This is a genomic window from Bacillus sp. FSL R12-0074 (assembly GCF_038005725.1).
Lineage (GTDB): Bacteria > Bacillota > Bacilli > Bacillales > Bacillaceae_G > Bacillus_A > Bacillus_A mycoides.
In genome coordinates this window covers 4,599,845-4,620,765 of the sequence record NZ_JBBOTR010000001.1, presented here as the reverse complement: position 1 = coordinate 4,620,765, position 20,921 = coordinate 4,599,845, and the positions used below count along the sequence as shown (strand labels likewise).

Annotated in this window: 19 protein-coding genes and 1 other annotated feature; of the genes, 11 read left to right on the top strand and 8 right to left on the bottom strand. The window is 39.4% G+C overall.

The window, feature by feature from the left end; genetic code table 11:
• Positions 1 to 3: 3 nt before the first annotated feature.
• The 3 genes from NSS97_RS24025 to leuS all read left to right on the top strand — a co-directional run bounded on the left by NSS97_RS24025 (position 4) and on the right by leuS (position 5,502).
• Positions 4 to 1,227, top strand: a complete 1,224-nt coding sequence (locus NSS97_RS24025; RefSeq protein ID WP_060750061.1) for a cation:proton antiporter — start codon at positions 4 to 6, stop codon at positions 1,225 to 1,227.
• A 190-nt stretch (positions 1,228 to 1,417) separates the two neighbouring features.
• Positions 1,418 to 2,611 (top strand): MDR family MFS transporter, encoded by a 1,194-nt coding sequence (locus NSS97_RS24020; RefSeq protein WP_002089089.1) that lies wholly within the window; start codon positions 1,418 to 1,420, stop codon positions 2,609 to 2,611.
• Between the two features lie 198 nt (positions 2,612 to 2,809).
• Positions 2,810 to 3,028 (top strand) — a binding site (T-box leader).
• Positions 3,029 to 3,093: 65 nt separating this feature from the next.
• Complete coding sequence (gene leuS, locus NSS97_RS24015; protein ID WP_002129511.1) at positions 3,094 to 5,502, top strand: leucine--tRNA ligase; 2,409 nt, start codon at positions 3,094 to 3,096, stop codon at positions 5,500 to 5,502.
• Between the two features lie 27 nt (positions 5,503 to 5,529).
• Here leuS and NSS97_RS24010 read toward each other — a convergent pair whose 3' ends face one another.
• Positions 5,530 to 5,958, bottom strand: a complete 429-nt coding sequence (locus tag NSS97_RS24010) for a GNAT family N-acetyltransferase (protein ID WP_107887340.1) — start codon at positions 5,956 to 5,958, stop codon at positions 5,530 to 5,532.
• A gap of 149 nt (positions 5,959 to 6,107) precedes the next feature.
• On the opposite strand from NSS97_RS24010, the gene NSS97_RS24005 reads away from it, so the two are divergent.
• Positions 6,108 to 7,079 (top strand): VrrB protein, encoded by a 972-nt coding sequence (locus NSS97_RS24005; protein ID WP_341114186.1) that lies wholly within the window; start codon positions 6,108 to 6,110, stop codon positions 7,077 to 7,079.
• Positions 7,080 to 7,123: 44 nt separating this feature from the next.
• Here NSS97_RS24005 and NSS97_RS24000 read toward each other — a convergent pair whose 3' ends face one another.
• The 5 genes from NSS97_RS24000 to NSS97_RS23980 all read right to left on the bottom strand — a co-directional run bounded on the left by NSS97_RS24000 (position 7,124) and on the right by NSS97_RS23980 (position 12,527).
• On the bottom strand, positions 7,124 to 7,546 hold the full coding sequence (locus NSS97_RS24000) for an HAD family hydrolase (protein WP_107887342.1): 423 nt from the start codon (positions 7,544 to 7,546) through the stop codon (positions 7,124 to 7,126).
• A gap of 98 nt (positions 7,547 to 7,644) precedes the next feature.
• Positions 7,645 to 7,830 (bottom strand): hypothetical protein, encoded by a 186-nt coding sequence (locus tag NSS97_RS23995; RefSeq protein ID WP_002089083.1) that lies wholly within the window; start codon positions 7,828 to 7,830, stop codon positions 7,645 to 7,647.
• Positions 7,831 to 7,922: 92 nt separating this feature from the next.
• On the bottom strand, positions 7,923 to 9,002 hold the full coding sequence (locus NSS97_RS23990) for a Ger(x)C family spore germination protein (RefSeq protein WP_107887343.1): 1,080 nt from the start codon (positions 9,000 to 9,002) through the stop codon (positions 7,923 to 7,925).
• Positions 8,978 to 10,072, bottom strand: coding sequence for a GerAB/ArcD/ProY family transporter (locus NSS97_RS23985; protein ID WP_107887344.1), 1,095 nt, complete (start codon positions 10,070 to 10,072; stop codon positions 8,978 to 8,980). Before NSS97_RS23985 ends, NSS97_RS23990 begins: the two co-directional genes overlap by 25 nt.
• Before the next feature lie 16 nt (positions 10,073 to 10,088).
• A complete protein-coding gene (locus NSS97_RS23980; RefSeq protein WP_341114180.1) occupies positions 10,089 to 12,527 on the bottom strand; it encodes a spore germination protein in 2,439 nt (812 codons plus the stop codon).
• Positions 12,528 to 12,679: 152 nt separating this feature from the next.
• Here NSS97_RS23980 and NSS97_RS23975 point away from each other — a divergent pair, with 152 nt between their 5' ends.
• Positions 12,680 to 13,804: an alpha/beta fold hydrolase gene (locus tag NSS97_RS23975; protein WP_107887346.1), complete on the top strand. Its 1,125-nt coding sequence runs from the start codon at positions 12,680 to 12,682 to the stop codon at positions 13,802 to 13,804.
• Between the two features lie 48 nt (positions 13,805 to 13,852).
• Here the strand turns inward: NSS97_RS23975 and NSS97_RS23970 are convergent, their stop codons facing one another.
• Positions 13,853 to 14,035, bottom strand: coding sequence for a hypothetical protein (locus NSS97_RS23970; protein WP_002015640.1), 183 nt, complete (start codon positions 14,033 to 14,035; stop codon positions 13,853 to 13,855).
• A gap of 199 nt (positions 14,036 to 14,234) precedes the next feature.
• Between NSS97_RS23970 and NSS97_RS23965 the strand changes: the two genes are divergently transcribed.
• The 6 genes from NSS97_RS23965 to NSS97_RS23940 all read left to right on the top strand — a co-directional run bounded on the left by NSS97_RS23965 (position 14,235) and on the right by NSS97_RS23940 (position 20,338).
• The gene (locus NSS97_RS23965; protein WP_000141214.1) at positions 14,235 to 14,540 is read left to right on the top strand and encodes a rhodanese-like domain-containing protein; all 306 of its coding nucleotides are present in this window, start codon (positions 14,235 to 14,237) and stop codon (positions 14,538 to 14,540) included.
• A gap of 77 nt (positions 14,541 to 14,617) precedes the next feature.
• Positions 14,618 to 14,842, top strand: coding sequence for a spore germination protein (locus tag NSS97_RS23960; RefSeq protein WP_000512595.1), 225 nt, complete (start codon positions 14,618 to 14,620; stop codon positions 14,840 to 14,842).
• 20 nt (positions 14,843 to 14,862) lie between these two features.
• Positions 14,863 to 15,186: a hypothetical protein gene (locus NSS97_RS23955; protein WP_107887347.1), complete on the top strand. Its 324-nt coding sequence runs from the start codon at positions 14,863 to 14,865 to the stop codon at positions 15,184 to 15,186.
• Positions 15,187 to 15,304: 118 nt separating this feature from the next.
• A complete protein-coding gene (locus NSS97_RS23950) occupies positions 15,305 to 18,097 on the top strand; it encodes a BclA-related collagen-like exosporium protein (protein ID WP_341114177.1) in 2,793 nt (930 codons plus the stop codon).
• 197 nt (positions 18,098 to 18,294) lie between these two features.
• Positions 18,295 to 19,308 (top strand): GTP 3',8-cyclase MoaA, encoded by a 1,014-nt coding sequence (gene moaA, locus NSS97_RS23945; RefSeq protein WP_107887349.1) that lies wholly within the window; start codon positions 18,295 to 18,297, stop codon positions 19,306 to 19,308.
• 16 nt (positions 19,309 to 19,324) lie between these two features.
• Complete coding sequence (locus tag NSS97_RS23940) at positions 19,325 to 20,338, top strand: molybdopterin-synthase adenylyltransferase MoeB (protein ID WP_044443992.1); 1,014 nt, start codon at positions 19,325 to 19,327, stop codon at positions 20,336 to 20,338.
• Between the two features lie 42 nt (positions 20,339 to 20,380).
• Here the strand turns inward: NSS97_RS23940 and moaC are convergent, their stop codons facing one another.
• Positions 20,381 to 20,866, bottom strand: coding sequence for a cyclic pyranopterin monophosphate synthase MoaC (moaC, locus tag NSS97_RS23935; protein WP_002112363.1), 486 nt, complete (start codon positions 20,864 to 20,866; stop codon positions 20,381 to 20,383).
• Between the last annotated feature and the right edge of the window lie 55 nt (positions 20,867 to 20,921).

Below are 20,921 nucleotides of genomic sequence, written 5' to 3'. Positions count from 1 at the left end.
TCGATGGATACTTTAATTTTGGAAGTTGGAACTGCGTTAGTATTAGTAGCTTTTGCAGCTATCCTCGCTGCAAAGTTAAAGTTTTCGATTATTCCGTTTCTCATTATACTCGGTATGCTAGTGGGGCCTCATGCCCCAGATTTAGGACTTATCGATTTAAGGTTTATTGAAAGCGGAGAAGTTATTTCCTTCCTCGGCCGTGTTGGCGTCATATTCCTCCTATTCTATTTAGGTTTAGAATTCTCAATTAAAAAATTAATTAAATCAGGAAAGTCGATTGCTTTTGGGGGTAGTGTTCATATATCGCTTAATTTCATATTAGGTTTACTTTATGGATATATAATGGGCTTCCCCTTACTAGAAACATTAATTATTGCTGGAATTATTACAATCTCATCGAGTGCAATTGTAGCGAAAGTAATTGTTGATTTAAGAAGATCTGGTAATAAAGAGACAGAACTAATTTTAGGAATCATTATGTTTGATGATATCTTTTTAGCTGTATATTTATCAGTTGTTTCAGGATTAGTACTCGGAGGTGCAACATCATTTGTAGGTGCTCTTACATCCGTACTAATCGCAGTAGGATATATGTTACTATTCTTTGTAATCGCTAGAAAAGCTACGCCGTTTCTAAATAAAGTATTAGATATTTCGTCAAACGAAATTTTTATTATCGTAATATTCGCTATTTTATTCTTTGTAGCAGGATTTTCAGAAACGATTCATGTTGCTGAGGCAATTGGAGCATTATTGTTAGGACTCGTCTTTTCTGAAACAGAGCATAGTGATCGGATTGAGCATCTCGTCGTTCCATTTCGTGACTTCTTTGGAGCCATATTCTTTTTCAGTTTCGGTTTAAGTATAGATCCGTTTTCGCTTGGAGGAGCAGTATGGTTGGCATTAGGAGCAGTTTTCATTACTCTCATCGGTAATTTTACAGCTGGAATGATTGCAGGGCGTAAAGCCGGGTTATCGCATAAGGCTTCTACGAATATCGGTTTAACACTTATATCACGTGGGGAATTCTCCATTATTGTCGCGAATCTCGGAATAGCGGGTGGCTTAATGGCAACGATTAAACCATTCTCAGCTTTATATGTTTTAATATTGGCGTCGTTAGGGCCATTATTAACGAAGGAGTCTGGGAGAATATACTCTCTACTAGACAAAATATTTAAATGGAGTGCTAAAGAAAGTGCAAAACGTAAAAAGGAAGTTGGATAACCTTCCGCGAGGGAACGATTCCATTATTTATAGATTAATATTTTACAAAGACGATTAGAATACATTCTAATCGTCTTTGTGCTATTATCTGAATTTCATCAACTATTAATCAGTTGCCTTCCTATTTAAAAACGACTACAATTTTACTGTTATATATATGAACGAAAAAAAGAGAATAGGAGGGGAGACTATGCCAAGGAAAGTATGGCTATTAGTAGCTGGGATGATTATTAATGTCACGGGTGCTTCTTTTTTATGGCCTTTTAATACAATTTACTTACATGATAGTTTAGGGAAATCTTTATCAGTAGCCGGAATGGTATTAATGATCAACTCGCTTACTGGTGTAATCGGAAACTTGCTCGGCGGTGTTTTATTTGATAAATGGGGCGGTTATAAATCAATTTTAGTAGGGATTGTCATTACACTTGTATCGATTTTAGGTCTTGTATTTTTCCATGGTTGGCCATTATATGTTGTGTGGCTAGCATTAATCGGATTCGGTTCTGGAATGGTGTTTCCATCAATGTATGCGATGGTCGGTACGGTTTGGCCAGAAGGCGGGAGACGAGCGTTCAATGCAATGTATGTTGGACAAAACGTTGGGATTGCGATTGGAACAGCGTGCGGTGGATTAGTTGCGTCTTATCGTTTTGATTATATTTTCTTAGCGAACTTTATTTTATATTTTATTTTCTTCTTAATTGCGTTTATTGGATTTCGTGGTATGGAAGCAAAAAAAGAGCAAGAGGTACAAAAAGAAGCCGAAACGAAAAAAGGTTGGTCACTTACACCTGGCTTCAAAGCGCTTCTAATCGTATGTGTAGCATATGCTTTATGCTGGGTTACATACGTACAGTGGCAAGGGGCAATTGCGACTCATATGCGAGAATTAGATATTAGCCTCCGCCATTATAGTTTATTATGGACGATAAACGGAGCGATGATTGTTTGTGCGCAGCCACTTGTTAGTATGTTAATTCGCTGGATGAAGCGTTCTTTAAAACAACAAATTATGATTGGAATCGTCATTTTTGCGGCGTCGTTTATTGTTTTAAGCCAAGCGCAGCAATTTACGATGTTTCTCGTTGCGATGGTGACATTAACAATTGGTGAATTATTCGTATGGCCGGCAGTTCCGACCATCGCAAATATACTTGCACCGAAAGATAAGCTAGGATTTTATCAAGGTGTTGTAAATAGCGCAGCGACTGTAGGGAAAATGTTCGGACCGGTCGTTGGCGGAGCGATTGTTGACTTATACAATATGGAAGTATTGTTTATTGCGATCATGGTAATGCTTGTAGTAGCGCTTATAGCAACGAGTATTTATGATAGACGAGTAAAAGTAGAAGAAACAGTTGAAGAAAAAATTGCAGTTTAGTTTGACGGAACATGCAACATGTTTTAGAATATATTTAAATAAATAGTAATAAAATATCCTTTGGAACAAGGGAGTTAGCTCGGCTGTCCTAAGACGAATTCGTTAGTTAGCAAGAGTAACGATTAACCGAGAAGCCCTCGCTTCAAGTAGGCTCTTAAGAGATACTAAGTGGTGGGTAGTTCACATTAACTCATATTTGTAATAACAGTGAGAAGGAGTAGTAGTAATAGAAGCTGGTTTAGAGAGTTGACGGTCGGTGCAAGTCAATCCACGTTTCGTTATGAACTCGCCTTTGAGTTGCAGTTGTGAAATCATTAGTAGCAATTGCCGTTAATCCACGTTACGGATCTAAGCGAATGTATTTATTACATTAATTTAGGGTGGTACCGCGGGAATCTATAACCTCTCGTCCCTTTCTAGGGATGAGAGGTTTTTTGTATTTTGGGCGGTGAAAATAAATAGAATTTCAAGGAGGGTATCTCATGAGCTTTAATCATCAAGAAATTGAGAAGAAGTGGCAAGGGCATTGGGAAGAGAATAAAACATTCCGTACGCCAGATGAAACAGAAAAACCAAAATTTTATGCACTAGATATGTTCCCATATCCATCAGGTGCAGGCTTACACGTAGGTCATCCAGAAGGTTATACAGCGACAGATATTTTATCTCGTATGAAGCGTATGCAAGGATATAACGTTCTTCATCCAATGGGATGGGATGCATTCGGTCTTCCAGCAGAGCAATATGCACTTGATACTGGGAACAGCCCGGCTGAATTTACAGAGCTTAATATTAATACGTTCCGTAATCAAATTAAAGCATTAGGCTTCTCTTACGATTGGGATCGTGAAGTAAATACAACAGATCCAACCTACTACAAGTGGACACAATGGATCTTCCTAAAACTATTTGAAAAAGGTTTAGCTTACGTTGATGAAGTACCTGTAAACTGGTGCCCAGCACTTGGTACAGTACTTGCAAACGAAGAAATCATTGACGGTAAGAGTGAGCGCGGTGGACATCCAGTTGAGCGTCGTCCGATGAGACAGTGGATGTTAAAAATTACAGCTTACGGAGATCGTCTATTAGAAGATCTAGATGAGCTTAATTGGCCAGAAAGCTTAAAAGACATGCAACGTAACTGGATCGGTCGTTCTGAAGGTGCAGAAGTACACTTCAACATCGACGGTACAGATGAGAAGTTCACAGTTTTCACAACGCGTCCTGATACACTATTTGGAGCAAGCTACTGTGTACTGGCTCCAGAGCATGCACTTGTTGCTAACATTACAACACCAGAACAAAAAGAAGCTGTAGAAGCTTACATTAACTCTGTTAAAATGAAGAGCGATTTAGAGCGTACAGAACTTGCGAAAGAAAAAACTGGTGTATTTACTGGTGCTTACGCAGTTAACCCAGTAAACGGTGAGAAATTACCAATCTGGATCGCTGATTATGTTCTTGCAACTTACGGAACAGGTGCTGTAATGGCAGTTCCAGCTCACGATGAGCGTGACTATGAATTTGCATCAACGTTCAATCTTCCAATGAAGGAAGTTGTAAAAGGCGGAGACATTTCGAAAGAAGCATATACAGGTGATGGTGCGCACGTAAACTCAGCATTCCTTGATGGTTTAAATAAAGAAGAAGCAATTGTAAAAATGATTGAGTGGCTTGAAGTAACAAGCGCAGGAAATCAAAAAGTAACGTACCGTCTACGTGACTGGTTATTTAGTCGCCAACGTTACTGGGGTGAGCCAATTCCAGTAATCCATTGGGAAGATGGTACAATGACAGCTGTGAAAGAAGAAGAATTACCATTAGTTCTTCCGAAAACAGAGAATATTCGTCCTTCAGGTACAGGTGAATCACCACTTGCAAACATTGAAGAGTGGGTAAATGTTGTTGATCCTGAAACTGGTAAAAAAGGTCGTCGTGAAACAAATACAATGCCACAATGGGCTGGTAGCTGCTGGTACTACCTACGCTACATCGATCCAAACAACAGCGAAGCACTTGTAGACCCTGAAAAAGTAAAACAATGGCTTCCAGTTGATATTTATATCGGTGGAGCAGAGCACGCTGTACTTCACTTACTATATGCTCGTTTCTGGCATAAAGTATTATATGATATCGGTGTAGTTCCAACGAAAGAACCGTTCCAACAATTATTCAACCAAGGTATGATCTTAGGTGAAAACAACGAGAAAATGAGTAAATCAAAAGGTAACGTTGTAAATCCTGATGATATCGTAGCAAGCCACGGTGCAGATACACTTCGTCTATACGAAATGTTCATGGGACCATTAGATGCTTCAATCGCTTGGTCTGAAAATGGTCTTGACGGAGCTCGTCGCTTCCTAGACCGCGTATGGCGCCTATTCATTCAAGAGAATGGTGAATTAAGTGAGAAAATTACTGATGCACCAAACAAAGATCTTGAAAAAGCTTACCACCAAACAGTGAAGAAAGTAACAGAAGACTATGCAGAGCTTCGCTTCAACACAGCGATTTCTCAAATGATGGTATTCATCAACGATGCATACAAAGCTGAAACACTTCCGAAAGAATATGTAGAAGGTTTCGTAAAAATGATTGCACCAGTTGCACCTCACATCGGGGAAGAACTATGGAGCAAACTTGGATACAGTGAAACAATCACATATGCAAGCTGGCCAACATTTGATGAGTCTAAACTTGTAGAAGATGAAGTTGAAATCGTTGTTCAAATTATGGGCAAAGTTCGCACAAAACTAACAATGAGTAAAGACGCATCAAAAGAAGAAATGGAACAACTTGCACTTGAGGCAATCAAAGAACAAATTGAAGGAAAAACAGTTCGTAAAGTAATTGTTGTTCCTGGAAAACTTGTTAACGTTGTTGCAAACTAATTAATTATTAATAAAAGCTCAGAGCGTTTATGCTCTGAGCTTTTTTGCGTGAAAAATAAGCTCAGGATCACCTTCATCTAAGTTTTCGATCATTCCACTACGCATAAATCCATTTGCTTTAAAAACTTTTTGCATATTTGTATTCGATTTGTTCGTTGAAGAAAATATTTTTTGAGTAGGAGAATGTCTTAACATATATGAGATTAATGAGCTTGCATGACCTTGTCTTCTTTTCGTTGGCGAAACAATGATTAATGAGAGGAAAGTATAACCAAAGAAATTTGTATCGTATGTTAGAAAACCAGAAATGGAATTGTCCTCTTTTGCAATGATGCAGGTTCCTTCATTAATAGTGTGTTTAATATAATCTCGCCTACTATCGTCTCCGATCACATCAATATCTATATGTACGATTGAATCTAAATCATCAATATAAGCCTTTGTTACATTTTTCAATAGAAATCCCCCTAGAAAAAATATTCAGTTAATTAATTTTATCATGAACGAAGAAAAAGGAGCGGAATTCCAATACAGACAAACACCTATTCTTCAGTAGGAAATATGATAAAAAAGGTAGGTTAAATTGAGAAGAAGAGGTGAAAGGAATGAAAGGGATGGACAATAATGCACCACATGGCTTCTTCGGAGGTGGATCGGATAGTTATGGACAAATGATGTTCATGGGAGGAGATGGTCAACACGGATATGGCGGAATTCCAAGCTGGATGGGAGGAGCGGCTGGAGGATTTCCGACGTCAGTCGCGGGTGTACAAACAGGATTTCCGACGTCAGTAGCTGGAGCGCAAACAGGATTTCCGGCACTAGTAGGAGGTGCACAAGGAGGAGTTCCTGTAGGTATGCCAACTACATTTCCATCTTTCGTTGGCGGTGTACAAACAGGATTTCCTGTACCTGGCGTTGGTGTTGTAGCTGGTGGAATCGGTGGATTCCCTCAAGGTGTTCACGGTCATCATGAGCATCACGGCCATCATCAACACCACGGTCATCATCAGCACCACGGTCATCATCAGCATCATGGCCATCATCAACAACACGGCCATCATCAGCACCACGGTCATCATCAACAACAAGTACATCATCATGGTCATCATCAAATTCATCCGCAGGCTGTCCTTTATCAAACACACCAAGGCCATCATCAGCACCAAGGCCATCATCAGCACCACGGTCACCATCAGCACCAAGGTCATCAAGATCATCACGGCCACCATCAGCAACAAGTACATCACCAAGGCCACCACCAAATTCATCCGCAAGCTGTTCTTTTCCAAACACACCAAGGCCAACACCATCACCAAGGCCAACATCATCACCAAGGCCAACATCATCACCAAGGCCAACATCATCACCAAGGCCAACACCATCATCAAGGTCAACAGCATCATCAAGGTCAACAGCATCATCAAGGTCAACAACATCATCAAGGTCAACAACAATACCAACAGTATCAGCAGCAACAACAGCCTTGGGCAGGTGGAATTGGAGCAGGAACGGCAGCAGGAGCAGCAGCTGGTACTGCAGGAGCAGCAGGACACGCGGGACACGTGGGTCATTAATAGACCAAAGGAAAAAAGACATAATAAAAAACTGCTAGGAGATCCTAGCAGTTTTTTTCTGCCTCTTGACGTTGGCGTTCGATTTCCGCACGAAGTTGTGGTTCTGGTGCTTGCCATCCTTCTGGTTTCATAATTTTGCCATCGCCCTCGCGGAATCGAGGCTTTCCATCAGGGAATAGTTTTGCCATGTTAGCATTGTTTACAATTTCGAATCCTTTATCTGGACGTACGCCCATTTCTGCAAACGTTCCGAATGCAAAGTAAATAAGGTCAATAAGTGCATCATATTGATCTTCAACAGTTGTTGCTTCTAGAAATTCTTCTAGCTCTTCTTGCATAAAGCTAGCACGAATTTTTGCACGCTCTTCTGTTAGTTTTGTTGGAGTACTTGTCACAGGATGTCCGAATTCTTCATGCATTTTTGCAACAAGTTCGAATCCTTTATCTAAACCTTTTTCGTTTGTCATGTTGTTTCATCCTTTCTTACGTTATGCCGAATTTTATTGTAACATAAGGTAGTTATTAAATAAAAAGAACATCTTATGAGAAATAAGATGTTCGCTCGTTATTCTTCTTTCTTAATTAAAACGGATAAAATAAGATCGATGCCAAATATTCCGATGAGTAGCATTGGTATAACTACAAGTAAATAACGTGTGAAAGAAACATTTTTTAAGTATGTATGAGCAAATAAAAAGACGCCGAGAAATAAAATACCATTTAAAATAGGTTTTACTAATTTTTTAGACATAAGCTCCCCCGTAAATATCCCTTTTCTCTATTTAAAAATAAAAACTCCCCTCTCCGTTGTACCATGCCAGAGAGGGGAGTTCAATCATTAACTTATTCAATCACACCAGAATTTGTAATATTTACGGTGTATTTTATATTAACAGGAACATCTTTGTACATTCGTTTCCACTCTTCTAATTTGAATGGGCGATAATGTTGCTTATATTTAGCTCCCAGCCCGAGAGGATCGACGCCTAAAGATTTGAATTGCTTAATTAATTTGTTACCTTCTATATCCAATTGTTTTTGGACGGCCTTCTCAATCTTTTTTGTGTTCTTTGCATTTTCTAAGTTAATTTGTTTCGATACTTCTTGAATACGAGCATCAAGCTTAACATGAATGAAAAAAGAAGGTTTCCCATTCTTTATTTTTATATTATAAGTCGGGACAGAACGAATATTATTAATCATTACGTACCCAGGAGTTGCTTTAAATTCATGTGAATCCAACTTATGTTTCTCTAAAAGCCCTTTGAATATAAACATATCTTTTTCCGCAATTTTACCGACATATTTATCCTTTTTAAAAAGGCCAATTCCGATGACTTTTATTTTATCCGCATGCTTTTTTAAAATTGGAATATAGTAGTCTTGTCCTTCTTGATAATAACGGAATGCTCCTAAATGCAGGTTATCTTTTGGTAGAGGACCAGTTTCCATATTATGTTCTAGCATTTTTTTTATATAAATGGCAACGTTGGATGAAGTAGTGTATTTTCCTTTTAAAAGTTCAGAGCCGTTGCCTTCAAGTAAAGCAACATATAAAGCGTTTCCGATGTTTACATCGCGAATTAATGTATCGAAGGAAGCAACCATCCCTTTTTTAGCAATTCTAGTAGTAAATAGAGCAACTCGCATTTGTCCGCTAGCAAATGGTTGAGAAGATTCTAAAGATGTATCTGCTTTTACTTGTTTTACCGCATTTGCTGTTCCTTCAAAAACTCGAACTTTATTTCCTTTTTGCTGAATGGGACAAACGAATGTTACTTTTACTTTATTATCCTTTGCTACATCAAAAACAGTTCCTTGAATAAGTTGTACATCATCGATAATATTTTTTTGTAAACATCCAGTTAAACTGAAGAGTGTTATACAAGAAATAAGTATTAATTTGCTTTTGATTTTTTCCATTTTCTTTTCACCCACACAATGATAAATAGGATTGGGATGTATATGTAAATAAGCCAAAAACTAACTCTTGATGCATTACTAATAAAATTATTAATATCATGTCTGTTTGTTAAAAGCTGTGAAACAATGAGGGTGATAAGGATAAAAGCGATTAAAATCCCTCTTTGTTTTACGCGAAATATTTCGTGAGTTCCTCTTGTTGCTGCCCATAAAGGAAGAATTGAACTCGTAATAATAACGAGTGCATAAGCTGAGATTGCAATATATTCTAGCCTTTCTATGAATGGAAGCTGAATAACTTGGGTCATAGAGAGTTGAGACCAGATTGTCTTAAATAATTGTTTTTCGCTAAAAAAAGTGAAGGCTAAAATAGTACTGAATAAATATAATAGGTTGGAAAACAGTGCTCCGTATTGAGCGAATTTATGAGATTGCATAGGCTGTTTTACAAATGGATAAAACATGAGGTAAACCTCAAACCCTGTCATACTGTAGATTGACATATGGGCAGATTTTAAAATGTCTGAAAAAGAATGTGTGAACATAGGTAGTAAATTTGACCAATGTGAATATTTCAAAACGAATAGGCTAAGAAACAAATATCCTAATGTACCACCAATTGAGATAACACAAATACCGGTAATTACACGAAACCCAGAAGAAACAATGTAATAGCTGACTAGGCATAAAAAGAGTGTTAACATCCAAGTTGAAGCGGTAGGAAACATCCATACTTGAATAATTTCAACGTATGTTCGAACGACAGAAATGCTGACAGCTAAAAAATAAGTCATAAAGATGAGATTCATGCCGTTTCCTAACCATTTTCCAAATGTTTGTCGATGTAAATCAATTAAATTCCCGTTTGTTTCTTTTAATAAGAAATACATCATCCATATAAGAATATGGATACAGATTCCTGTGATTAGAACTCCCATCCAGCTGTCGTATCCAGCGACTTTTGCTATAATTCGAGCAAACCCGAGAACGCCAGCACCAAATTGTGCACCGTGAATTAAAAAGAAAACGAAGACGGGTGATATTTGGTGTTCTGCTTTAATTTTACTCATCGATGCACCTCATTTCTTAATCATCAAAATCTGACGTATGTTTCGTAGAAATTCCATTAGTTGCTTTCTTTACGTGTTGCGGTCTTGCTTGAACATCTCGAGTATCAATCATTGTTAACGGAAAACGAATCCAAGAATCTTTAAAGGATTGTTGTCTCGTTGGATAAAAGAGAGCGTACGGCTTACGTAAAGAAGTAAGTCTAAACAAATGGGTAAATAAAAAGATAAATCCAAGAGATATACCGAAGAGCCCACCTATTTCTGCAAAGGCGAGAAATGGGAAACGTAGTAAACGAACGGCGTTTCCCATTTTATAAATGGGCGTAATAAAGGAAGCTAACGCTGATAAGGCAACGATAATTAATAAAATATTACTCGTTAAACCAGCTTGTACAGATGCTTGCCCAATTACAATACCGCCTACAATACCTAGTGTTTGTCCAACTTTCATTGGTAATCGCGCGCCAGCTTCTCTTAATAAATCAATTGCAAGTTCCAAGAAAAGTGCTTCTATTAAAGGGGGAAATGGTACTTGAGCCCTTGATAAGATCAATGTTTCAAGTAAGTCACTCGGAACTAATTCATAGTGATAATTCAAAACTGCAACGTATAATGGAGTGGCACAAATTGAGAATAGAACAGCGATCAATCTTAAAATCCTTGAGAATGTAGCGTATAACCAAGAAACGTTATAGTCTTCGGGCGAAATGAAAAAATCAAAATATGATACAGGAGTTAAGAGGACACTTGGAGAACCATCAACAAAAATAGCAATTTTGCCATCAATGAGTGCCTTTGTAACTCTGTCAGTACGCTCTGTATTTATATAGAGCGGGAAAATGGATTTTTCACCCATTAATTCTTGTATATAAGCACTATCGTTAATTTGGTCATATTCAAGAGCGCGTAATGATTCCTCTAGAAAATCTACATTATCTTTTTCAGCTAGGTTGTCTAAATACATCATGACAACCTTTGTTTTTGAAAACTCTCCGATAATCATCTCTTTTGTGTGTAAATCTAAAACAGGAAGGCGTTTTCGTACTAAATTAATATTTGTATCAATATCTTCTACGAATCCTTCTTGTGGCCCGATAACGGTTGATTCGTTTAATGGAGGAGTCGGTGCACGATAATTATCAATTGCAATATTTGCAAGCATACACTTTTGATCTTGCTGATTTAATTGAATAATTGCATGTCCTTTTAAAACCATGTCCTCAATTTTTTGTAAATCATTTGTAATTGTAATACCGCTCATTGGAATATGTTCTTTTAATTCTTCTAATGGAGCGCAAGGACGTTCCAAAAGAGTAGGCATTAAATACTTTTGCAATTTCTCACCATCAAGTGAAGGACGATAGTAAGAAATCCAATAAGGCATCGTTTCATCGTCAGATGTATGGTAATTAACAAAATCACTAGACTGTTTTAGCTTCTCTATTAAATCTTGTAGAGAATGAATATGGTCTTTTTCTGGTTTGCTAAAGTCATAAATGCTGTTACTTCCTGAGGTTTGCTGTTTGTTTTGAGAATTATCCTCTTGCTTAGAATTTTGCTGTTTGTTTTGAGAAGAATCATCTTGTTTAGAATTTTGCTGCTTGTTTTGAGAATTATCATCTTGCTTAGAACTTTGCTGCTTGTTTTGAGAATTATCATCTTGCTTAGAGTTTTGCTGCTTGTTTTGAGAATTATCATCTTGCTTAGAGTTTTGCTGCTTGTTTTGAGAAGAATCATCTTGTTTAGAATTTTGCTGTTTGTCTTGAGAATTATCGTCTTGTTTAGAATTTTGCTGCTTGTTTTGAGAATTATCATCTTGTTTAGAACTTTGTTGTTTGTCTTGAGAATTATCATCTTGCTTAGAATTTTGCTGCTTGTTTTGAGAATTATCATCTTGCTTAGAACTTTGCTGCTTGTTTTGAGAATTATCATCTTGCTTAGAGTTTTGCTGCTTGTTTTGAGAATTATCATCTTGCTTAGAGTTTTGCTGCTTGTTTTGAGAATTATCATCTTGCTTAGAGTTTTGCAGCTTGTTTTGAGAATTATCATCTTGCTTAGAGTTTTGCTGCTTGTTTTGAGAATTATCATCTTGCTTAGAGTTTTGCTGCTTGTTTTGAGAATTATCATCTTGCTTAGAGTTTTGCAGCTTGTTTTGAGAATTATCATCTTGCTTAGAGTTTTGCAGCTTGTTTTGAGAATTATCATCTTGCTTAGAGTTTTGCTGCTTGTTTTGAGAATTATCATCTTGCTTAGAGTTTTGCTGCTTGTTTTGAGAATTATCATCTTGCTTAGAATTTTGCTGCTTGTTTTGAGAAGAATCCTCAGTTTGTTCCGTACTTTTTGGCTCGCCATTCTTATCTTTGTTATGTTCCTTTTGATCATCTGGCTGTTGTTTCGAATCATCTGTCTCTTTTGTATTTGAGTTTTTTTTCTTACGTAACCAATTCCAAATCATATGTATGCCCTCTTTGATTGTGTAATATAGTGCTATTTTGTGGCTAATTTTGTATATTATTCATTTATTTATGAAAAGAAGGAGGAGATTGGTTTGTATAGAAAAAATCCTTTAGTAAGCAGTTCATAATATGATGGGAAGAAGGTGAGTCTATGCAAATTGTAAAAAAGGAGAAATTTGTTTTAAAAGAGTTTGTGTTTGAAAATGGTAGGGAAATTCCTGTTCAAATGGGGTATGAGACGTATGGTGCTTTAAATAGAGAAAGATCAAATGCGATTTTGGTTTGTCACTATTTTAGTGCAACAAGTCATGCGGCAGGAAAATATACAGAGCATGATGAGGAAGCTGGTTGGTGGGATGGATTAATTGGACCTGGGAAAGCAATTGATACAAATAAATATTTCGTTATATGTACTGATAACCTTTGTAATGTACAGGTGAAGAACCCCTACGTAATTACAACGGGACCAAAATCGATAAATCCGGTGACTGGCTTTGAGTATGCGATGGATTTTCCAGTCTTCACATTTTTAGATGTAGCACGCATGCAATATGAGTTAATAACAGATATGGGGATTTCTAGGTTACATGCTGTAATGGGACCGTCGGCAGGTGGGATGATTGCGCAGCAATGGGCTGTTCACTATCCTCATATGGTAGAGCGAGTGATTGGAGTTATTACTAATCCACAAAATCCAATTATAACGTCGGGAAATGTAGCGCAAAATGCGATTGAAGCAATTCAGCTTGATCCAAACTGGAAAGGTGGAAAGTACGGAGAGGAACAACCAACGAAGGGTCTTCATTTAGCAAATCGAATGATGTTTATGAATGCGTTTGATGAACATTTTTATGAAATGGCATTCCCGCGGAACAGTATAGAAATGGCACCTTATCAGGAATTTTCTGCATTAACATCATTTGAGAAAGAAATTAATAAAGTGACATGCAAAAGTATAGATTTAGTAGATGCAAATTCGTGGATGTACACTGCGAAAGCAGTCTTATTACATGATATTGCGCATGGATTTTCTTCTTTAGAAGAGGCTCTTTCTAATATAGAAGCGAATGTACTCATGATTCCGTGCAAACAAGATTTACTTCAGCCACCTCGTTATAATTATAAAATGGTAGACATTTTGCAAAAACAGGGGAAATATGCAGAAGTGTATGAGATAGAGAGTATAAATGGGCATATGGCTGGGGCATTAGATGTTCATTTGTTTGAAAAGAAAGTTTACGAGTTTTTAAATCGGAAAGTATCTAGTTTTGTGTAGGAAATAATTAATGTGGAAAGGTGCATGATTTATAGTAGGCACCTTTTTTTACATGATTTGCAGACGGAAAATATATGAAGCGACTGATAAACCGAAGAAAGCTATACTAAGTAATAGAAATAAGAATGACATTTCTTGAGGGGATTTTATCTTTTTATTATTTTTCATACTAAGAGCAATAACTGCAAAAACTAAGAAAATGATGCCCATAATGAAAAGAAAAAGTGTCATTTTAACTGGCTCCTTTCATCAAACAAGTATATTGAGGATACAATGCGCCAGTTATGTTTGTAAAGAATAAGTTTTGCGGGGAAATTGAGAAATAAATGTTCCATTCTTTGCGTTCCTTCCTTCGCATGCTAAAATTGATGAGAAATGATTGTTTAAAGAAGAAACTGAAGGTTTTATTGTATATAAGGAGGAACTACATATGACAGAAGTAAAAACAATTACTACAGAAGAAGTGCAAGAGCGTTTAGAAAATGGAGAAACATTATTTTTAGTAGATGTAAGGGAAGATGAAGAAGTTGCGGCAGGGAAAATTCCGGAAGCTGTACATATTAAAATGGGCGATATTCCAAATAAAGTAGATTTCTTTGAGAAAGAGAATGAATATATCTTTATTTGCCGTTCGGGAATGCGTAGTGAAAATGTATGCCATTATTTAAATGAGCAAGGATTTAAAACGGTGAATATGGTTGGCGGTATGCTCCAATATGAAGGTGAAACGAAATAGTTAATTGTTAAAAACTTGAAACGAGTCTGTTTCAAGTTTTTTTCTTTTGCATACAGTATACAAAAGGGGGAGGCGAAATGGGAATTAACATGCGTAAAGTAAAAATTATAAATAATACAGGAGCTGTTAATGTTGGCGACTGTTATGATATCTCACCTTTAGCTGTGGCAAAAATATATGCTGGTGCTGGAGGATCGAGTGCGGCTGTTTTTTTAAATGGGAAACGACAGCCAGAAGCTGTGATTAGAACATCAGTGTTTCTTCCGCCATTAGCGACGAGTACACGTACATTAGGTGCATAAAGGAAAGGTAGAGTGTAAGTATGCCTGCACGTATTAAAGAATTTATTATCGTTAATAATACTGGGAATATATTTACAGGGGATAATTTGAGTGATACTTCATTTACTGCTTCGAAATCGTATAGTGGTTCAATGGGGTGCACTTGGATTGACGTTGTTACAGTAATAGGGACGGAGACGAAGCTTTGTTTACAACCGGGAGATTCGGTGACGACAACCTATACACGAGGTACCCCTGCTGGTACTGTAACGGGAACAAATATGGGGCAAGGTGCAAATGTGTCGAGTATATCGCAAGCTGTCCCTAATACAGATAATATGGATTCATTTGCTGGACTCCCTTAAGGAATTAAGGGAGTTTTTATTATTTAGAATAAAAATAGTCTTTGAGATTGTTTTTGTAAATACATATTAAGAAGAGGTTTGTTTAAAGTAAAAAAGATGGTGTGTAGGTGGTGAAAGTGTGAAAGAGCGCGATAGACAAAATTCATTAAACTCTAATTTCAGAATTTCACCGAATCTTATTGGACCTACTTTTCCTCCCGTTCCAACGGGATTTACTGGCATTGGGATTACTGGTCCAACCGGTCCACAAGGCCCGACTGGCCCACAAGGACCAAGGGGATTTCAAGGTCCGATGGGGGAGATGGGCCCGACAGGACCTCAAGGAGTGCAAGGGATTCAAGGACCAGCTGGACAAATGGGTGCAACAGGACCAGAAGGACAGCAGGGACCACAAGGATTAAGGGGACCACAGGGAGAAACTGGAGCGACAGGACCTCAAGGAGTGCAAGGGTTACAAGGTCCAATTGGTCCGACCGGAGCGACTGGGGCACAAGGTATACAGGGGATACAGGGATTACAGGGGCCGATTGGAGCTACCGGGCCAGAGGGACCTCAAGGAATTCAAGGAGTGCAAGGGGTACCGGGTGCAACAGGTTCACAAGGAATACAAGGAGCTCAAGGGATACAAGGCCCACAAGGACCGAGTGGAAATACGGGAGCAACAGGAGCGACTGGTCAGGGGATTAGTGGTCCGACTGGAATAACAGGTCCAACAGGGATAACTGGCCCATCTGGAGGACCTCCAGGTCCGACTGGAGCAACTGGTGCGACAGGGCCAGGAGGTGGACCGAGTGGAAGTACAGGTGCGACGGGAGCGACTGGAAATACTGGAGTAACTGGAAGTGCGGGAGTGACTGGAAATACAGGTCCGACTGGAAGTACAGGAGAAACAGGAGCACAGGGCCTGCAAGGAATACAAGGGGTTCAAGGGCCAATTGGACCAACGGGTCCAGAAGGTCCGCAAGGTATTCAAGGTATTCCAGGTCCGACAGGAGTAACTGGTGAACAAGGAATCCAAGGGGTTCAGGGAATTCAAGGGATAACGGGGGCAACTGGAGATCAAGGTCCGCAAGGTATACAAGGGGCCATAGGACCTCAAGGTATAACAGGAGCAACAGGAGATCAAGGCCCACAAGGAATACAAGGGGTACCTGGTCCAACCGGGGACACAGGCTCACAAGGAGTCCAAGGAATTCAAGGGCCAATGGGTGATATAGGACCAACAGGCCCAGAAGGCCCAGAAGGACTTCAGGGTCCGCAAGGGATACAAGGAGTGCCAGGACCAGCTGGAGCAACAGGTCCAGAGGGCACACAAGGAATCCAAGGAATTCAAGGACCAATAGGAGTAACAGGTCCAGAAGGTCCACAAGGAATTCAGGGAATACAAGGGATTCAAGGTATAACAGGAGCAACCGGAGCACAAGGAGCAACTGGAGTTCAAGGTGTTCAAGGGAATATAGGAGCAACAGGTCCAGAGGGCCCGCAAGGAGTGCAAGGTACTCAAGGGGATATAGGTCCAACAGGTCCAATGGGTCCACAGGGAGTTCAAGGTATCCAAGGAATTCAAGGACCGACGGGTGCGCAAGGAGTGCAAGGCCCACAAGGAATTCAAGGAATCCAAGGTCCGACAGGAGTAACTGGAGATACGGGTACAACAGGGGTGACAGGGGAAGGGACTAAAGGAGCAACTGGAGTAACTGGTCCAACAGGTGTAACTGGTCCAACAGGTGTAACTGGTCCATCAGGAGGCCCAGCCGGACCGACTGGCCCAACAGGTCCATCAGGCCCGACGGGAGTGACAGGTCCATCAGGTGGACCACCTGGCCCGACAGGAGCGACAGGTGTAACGGGAGGAGTAGGAGATACGGGAGCAACAGGGGCGATGGGGGCGACGGGTGTGACCGGAGCAACTGGTGCAACCGGAACAACGGGGCTGCAGGGTCCACAAGGAATACAAGGAGTACAAGGAGACATAGGCCCAACCGGTCCGCAAGGTGTTCAAGGTCCACAAGGGATCCAAGGTATAACTGGAGCAACGGGAGATCAAGGGCCGCAAGGAATTCAAGGCCCGCAAGGAATCCAAGGTCCAACAGGTCCTCAAGGAATCCAAGGAGGTCAAGGCCCACAAGGGATACAAGGGGCAACAGGTGCAACCGGAGCACAAGGCCCACAGGGAATTCAAGGGATACAAGGAGTGCAAGGTCCGACTGGTCCACAAGGCCCAACCGGAATACAAGGTGTGCAAGGAGAAATAGGTCCAACTGGTCCGCAAGGTGTGCAAGGTTTACAAGGTCCACAAGGCCCACAAGGCCCAACCGGGGACACGGGTCCAACAGGAGCGCAAGGCCCACAAGGAATTCAAGGTCCAACGGGGGAAACAGGTTCACAAGGTCCAACCGGAGGCACGGGTCCAACAGGTTCACAAGGAATCCAAGGTCCAACGGGAGCAACAGGAGCTGGAGCAACAGGAGCCACTGGAGCGACCGGGGTGACTGGAGTTAGTACAACTGCAACGTATGCATTTGCGAATAATACATCAGGAACCGCTATTTCCGTTTTATTAGGCGGTACGAATATCCCATTACCGAACAATCAAAATATTGGACCAGGAATAACTGTTAGTGGTGGAAATACTGTATTTACAGTTGCGAATGCAGGGAATTATTATATAGCCTATACAATTAATATAACGGCAGCTTTACTTGTAAGTTCGCGTATAACTGTAAATGGAAGTCCGCTAGCAGGAACAATAAATTCACCGGCAGTGGCTACTGGTTCATTTAATGCGACGATTATTAGTAATTTAGCTGCGGGCTCTGCTATTAGTCTGCAGTTATTTGGATTAGTTGCAGTGGCTACATTATCTACGACAACGCCAGGAGCTACTCTAACTATTATTAGATTAAGTTAATAAGCAAAAAAACCTTGGAACTTTTATGTTTCAAGGTTTTTTATCCCTCTATTTGTGGGCTAATAATCAGTGGGGATGGACAAAACCCCCACTGATTAAAGTTTCACTTTATTCACTTGAGCAAAAACATCGCGGTTCAAAAATATATTATAATAGAATGAAGAGAGGTATAAATTTGGCAGAAAGGGAGAGTGGCGATGCAGGAGAAGGTTAAAGATTTTTTCGGACGCCCACTTCAAGATTTACGCATCTCTGTCATTGATCGTTGTAATTTACGGTGTACGTATTGTATGCCAGCCGAAGTGTTTGGTCCTGATTATGCTTTTTTGAAAGATGAGTTTTTACTGACATTTGATGAAATAGAGCGATTAGCAAAAGTATTTGTTAGCATCGGTGTACGGAAAATTAGACTTACTGGTGGCGAACCCTTGCTCCGTAAGGACTTAACAAAACTTATCGAACGTCTCGTGAAAATTGACGGTTTAGTAGATATAGGATTAACGACAAATGCGATTCATTTAACGAAGCAAGCGAAGGCGTTAAAAGAAGCTGGGTTACACCGAGTAAATGTTAGTTTGGATGCGATAGATGATAATGTGTTCCGCGCAATTAATGGCCGGAATATGAATACGAAGCCAGTGTTAAAAGGAATTATGGCAGCGAAAGAAGCAGGCCTTGAAGTGAAAGTAAATATGGTTGTGAAAAAAGGAATGAATGATCATCAAGTACTTCCGGTTGCTACGTATTTTAAAGAACAAGGAATCACGCTTAGATTTATTGAGTTTATGGATGTTGGCAGTACGAATGGATGGAATTTTGATCAAGTTATTACGAAACGAGAATTAATTGATATGATTCATGGGGTGTATCCAATTGAGCCAGCTGAAGCTCATTATTTTGGTGAGGTTGCGAAGCGGTATCGATACGTTGGAACGAATGTAGAGGTTGGTTTTATTACCTCCGTTTCTGAGTCATTTTGTTCTTCTTGTACGAGAGCAAGAATTTCGGCAGATGGAAAGTTTTATACTTGCTTGTTTGCGACAGAAGGAATGGATTTAAGGAAACTTCTCAGGGAAAACCTTTCGGATAATGAGTTATTAAAAGCTATACAATATTTATGGGAGAATAGAAAAGATCGATATTCAGATGAACGGACAGAAGAAAGTGCGAAAAATCGTCCGAAAATTGAAATGTCTTATATAGGAGGATAAGAAAGGGGGATGTCGTATGCAAGAGCGATATTCAAGACAAATGTTATTTTCTGGTGTTGGGGAAGAAGGGCAACGGAAAATAAGAGGGAAGCATGTGCTCGTTATCGGTGCTGGTGCACTCGGAGCAGCGAATGCAGAAGCAATTGTTAGAGCAGGTGTTGGAAAAATAACAATTGCGGATCGTGATTATGTAGAATGGAGTAATTTACAAAGGCAACAATTATATACAGAAGAAGATGCGAAGCATTATAAACCGAAAGCGATAGCGGCAGCAGAACATTTAAAGGCAATTAATTCCGAAGTAGAAATTGTACCGGTTGTGACTGATGTAACGGTGCAAGAAATGGAAGAGTTAATTAAAGGTGTAGATTTAATATTAGATGCGACAGATAATTTTGAAACGCGCCTTCTTATTAATGATATATCGCAGATGTATAACGTTCCGTGGATATACGGAGGATGCGTTGGAAGCTACGGAGTAACTTATACAATCTTGCCAGGAAAAACGCCGTGTTTTCGATGTTTAATGGAACATCCGGCGAGCGGAGCGACATGTGATACGGCCGGTATTATACAGCCCGCAGTGCAATTAGTAGTTGCACATCAAATAACGGAAGCCTTGAAAATATTAGTAGAAGATTTTGAGGCACTTCGTGAAACGATGCTATCATTTGATCTTTGGAATAATCAACAGATGGCATTTAAAGTGAATAGGCAGAAAAAGGATACATGTTTATCCTGTGGAAAGTTACGTACATATCCGAGTTTAACATTTGAAGCACAAACGAAAACAGAAGTATTATGTGGGCGAAATACAGTTCAAATCCGTCCAGGTGTGCGTCAGGGTTTTAATTTAGAAGAAATTGAAAAGCGCTTACAAAAAAGTGTGGATGTAAAAGCAACGCCGTATTTATTATCATTTCCAGTGGAAGAATATCGTTTTGTTTTATTTACAGATGGCAGGGCGTTTATTCATGGTACGAATGATATGAATGTTGCGAAACGACTATATGCAAGATATATAGGTTGAACCTAAAGGGGAATCCTTTAGGTTCAAATGGAAAAGGTAGGATTAAGAATTTCTAATATAATCTCCATTTTTTCCGCCCGTTTTTTCAAGTAAGTACGTTTCGCCAATAATCATACCCTTATCAACGGCTTTACACATGTCATATACAGTAAGAGCGGTAGCGGAAGCAGCTGTTAAAGCTTCCATCTCAACGCCGGTACTACCTTCTGTTTTAACTTTTACTTCAATAAGTAGCCGATATTGTTCTTCTGACTGTTTCCAATCGAAAGAGACGTCAACACCTTTTAATAATAAAGGATGGCACATTGGGATAATATCAGAAGTACGTTTTGCAGCCATAATACCTGCGATTTGTGCGACGGCTAATACGTCACCTTTACCAATTTCATTGTGAGAGATTTTATCAAAAATTTCTTTTGTAACGAGAATGCTAGAGCATGCTATTGCTGTTCGAACGGTTATTTTTTTGTCACTTATATCAACCATTTTAGCGCGCCCTTGGTCGTTGAAATGTGTGAATGAAGACATGGAATTCCTCCTTGAAGTAATTGCGATTTAATATATAAAGTGTAATCGAGATTAG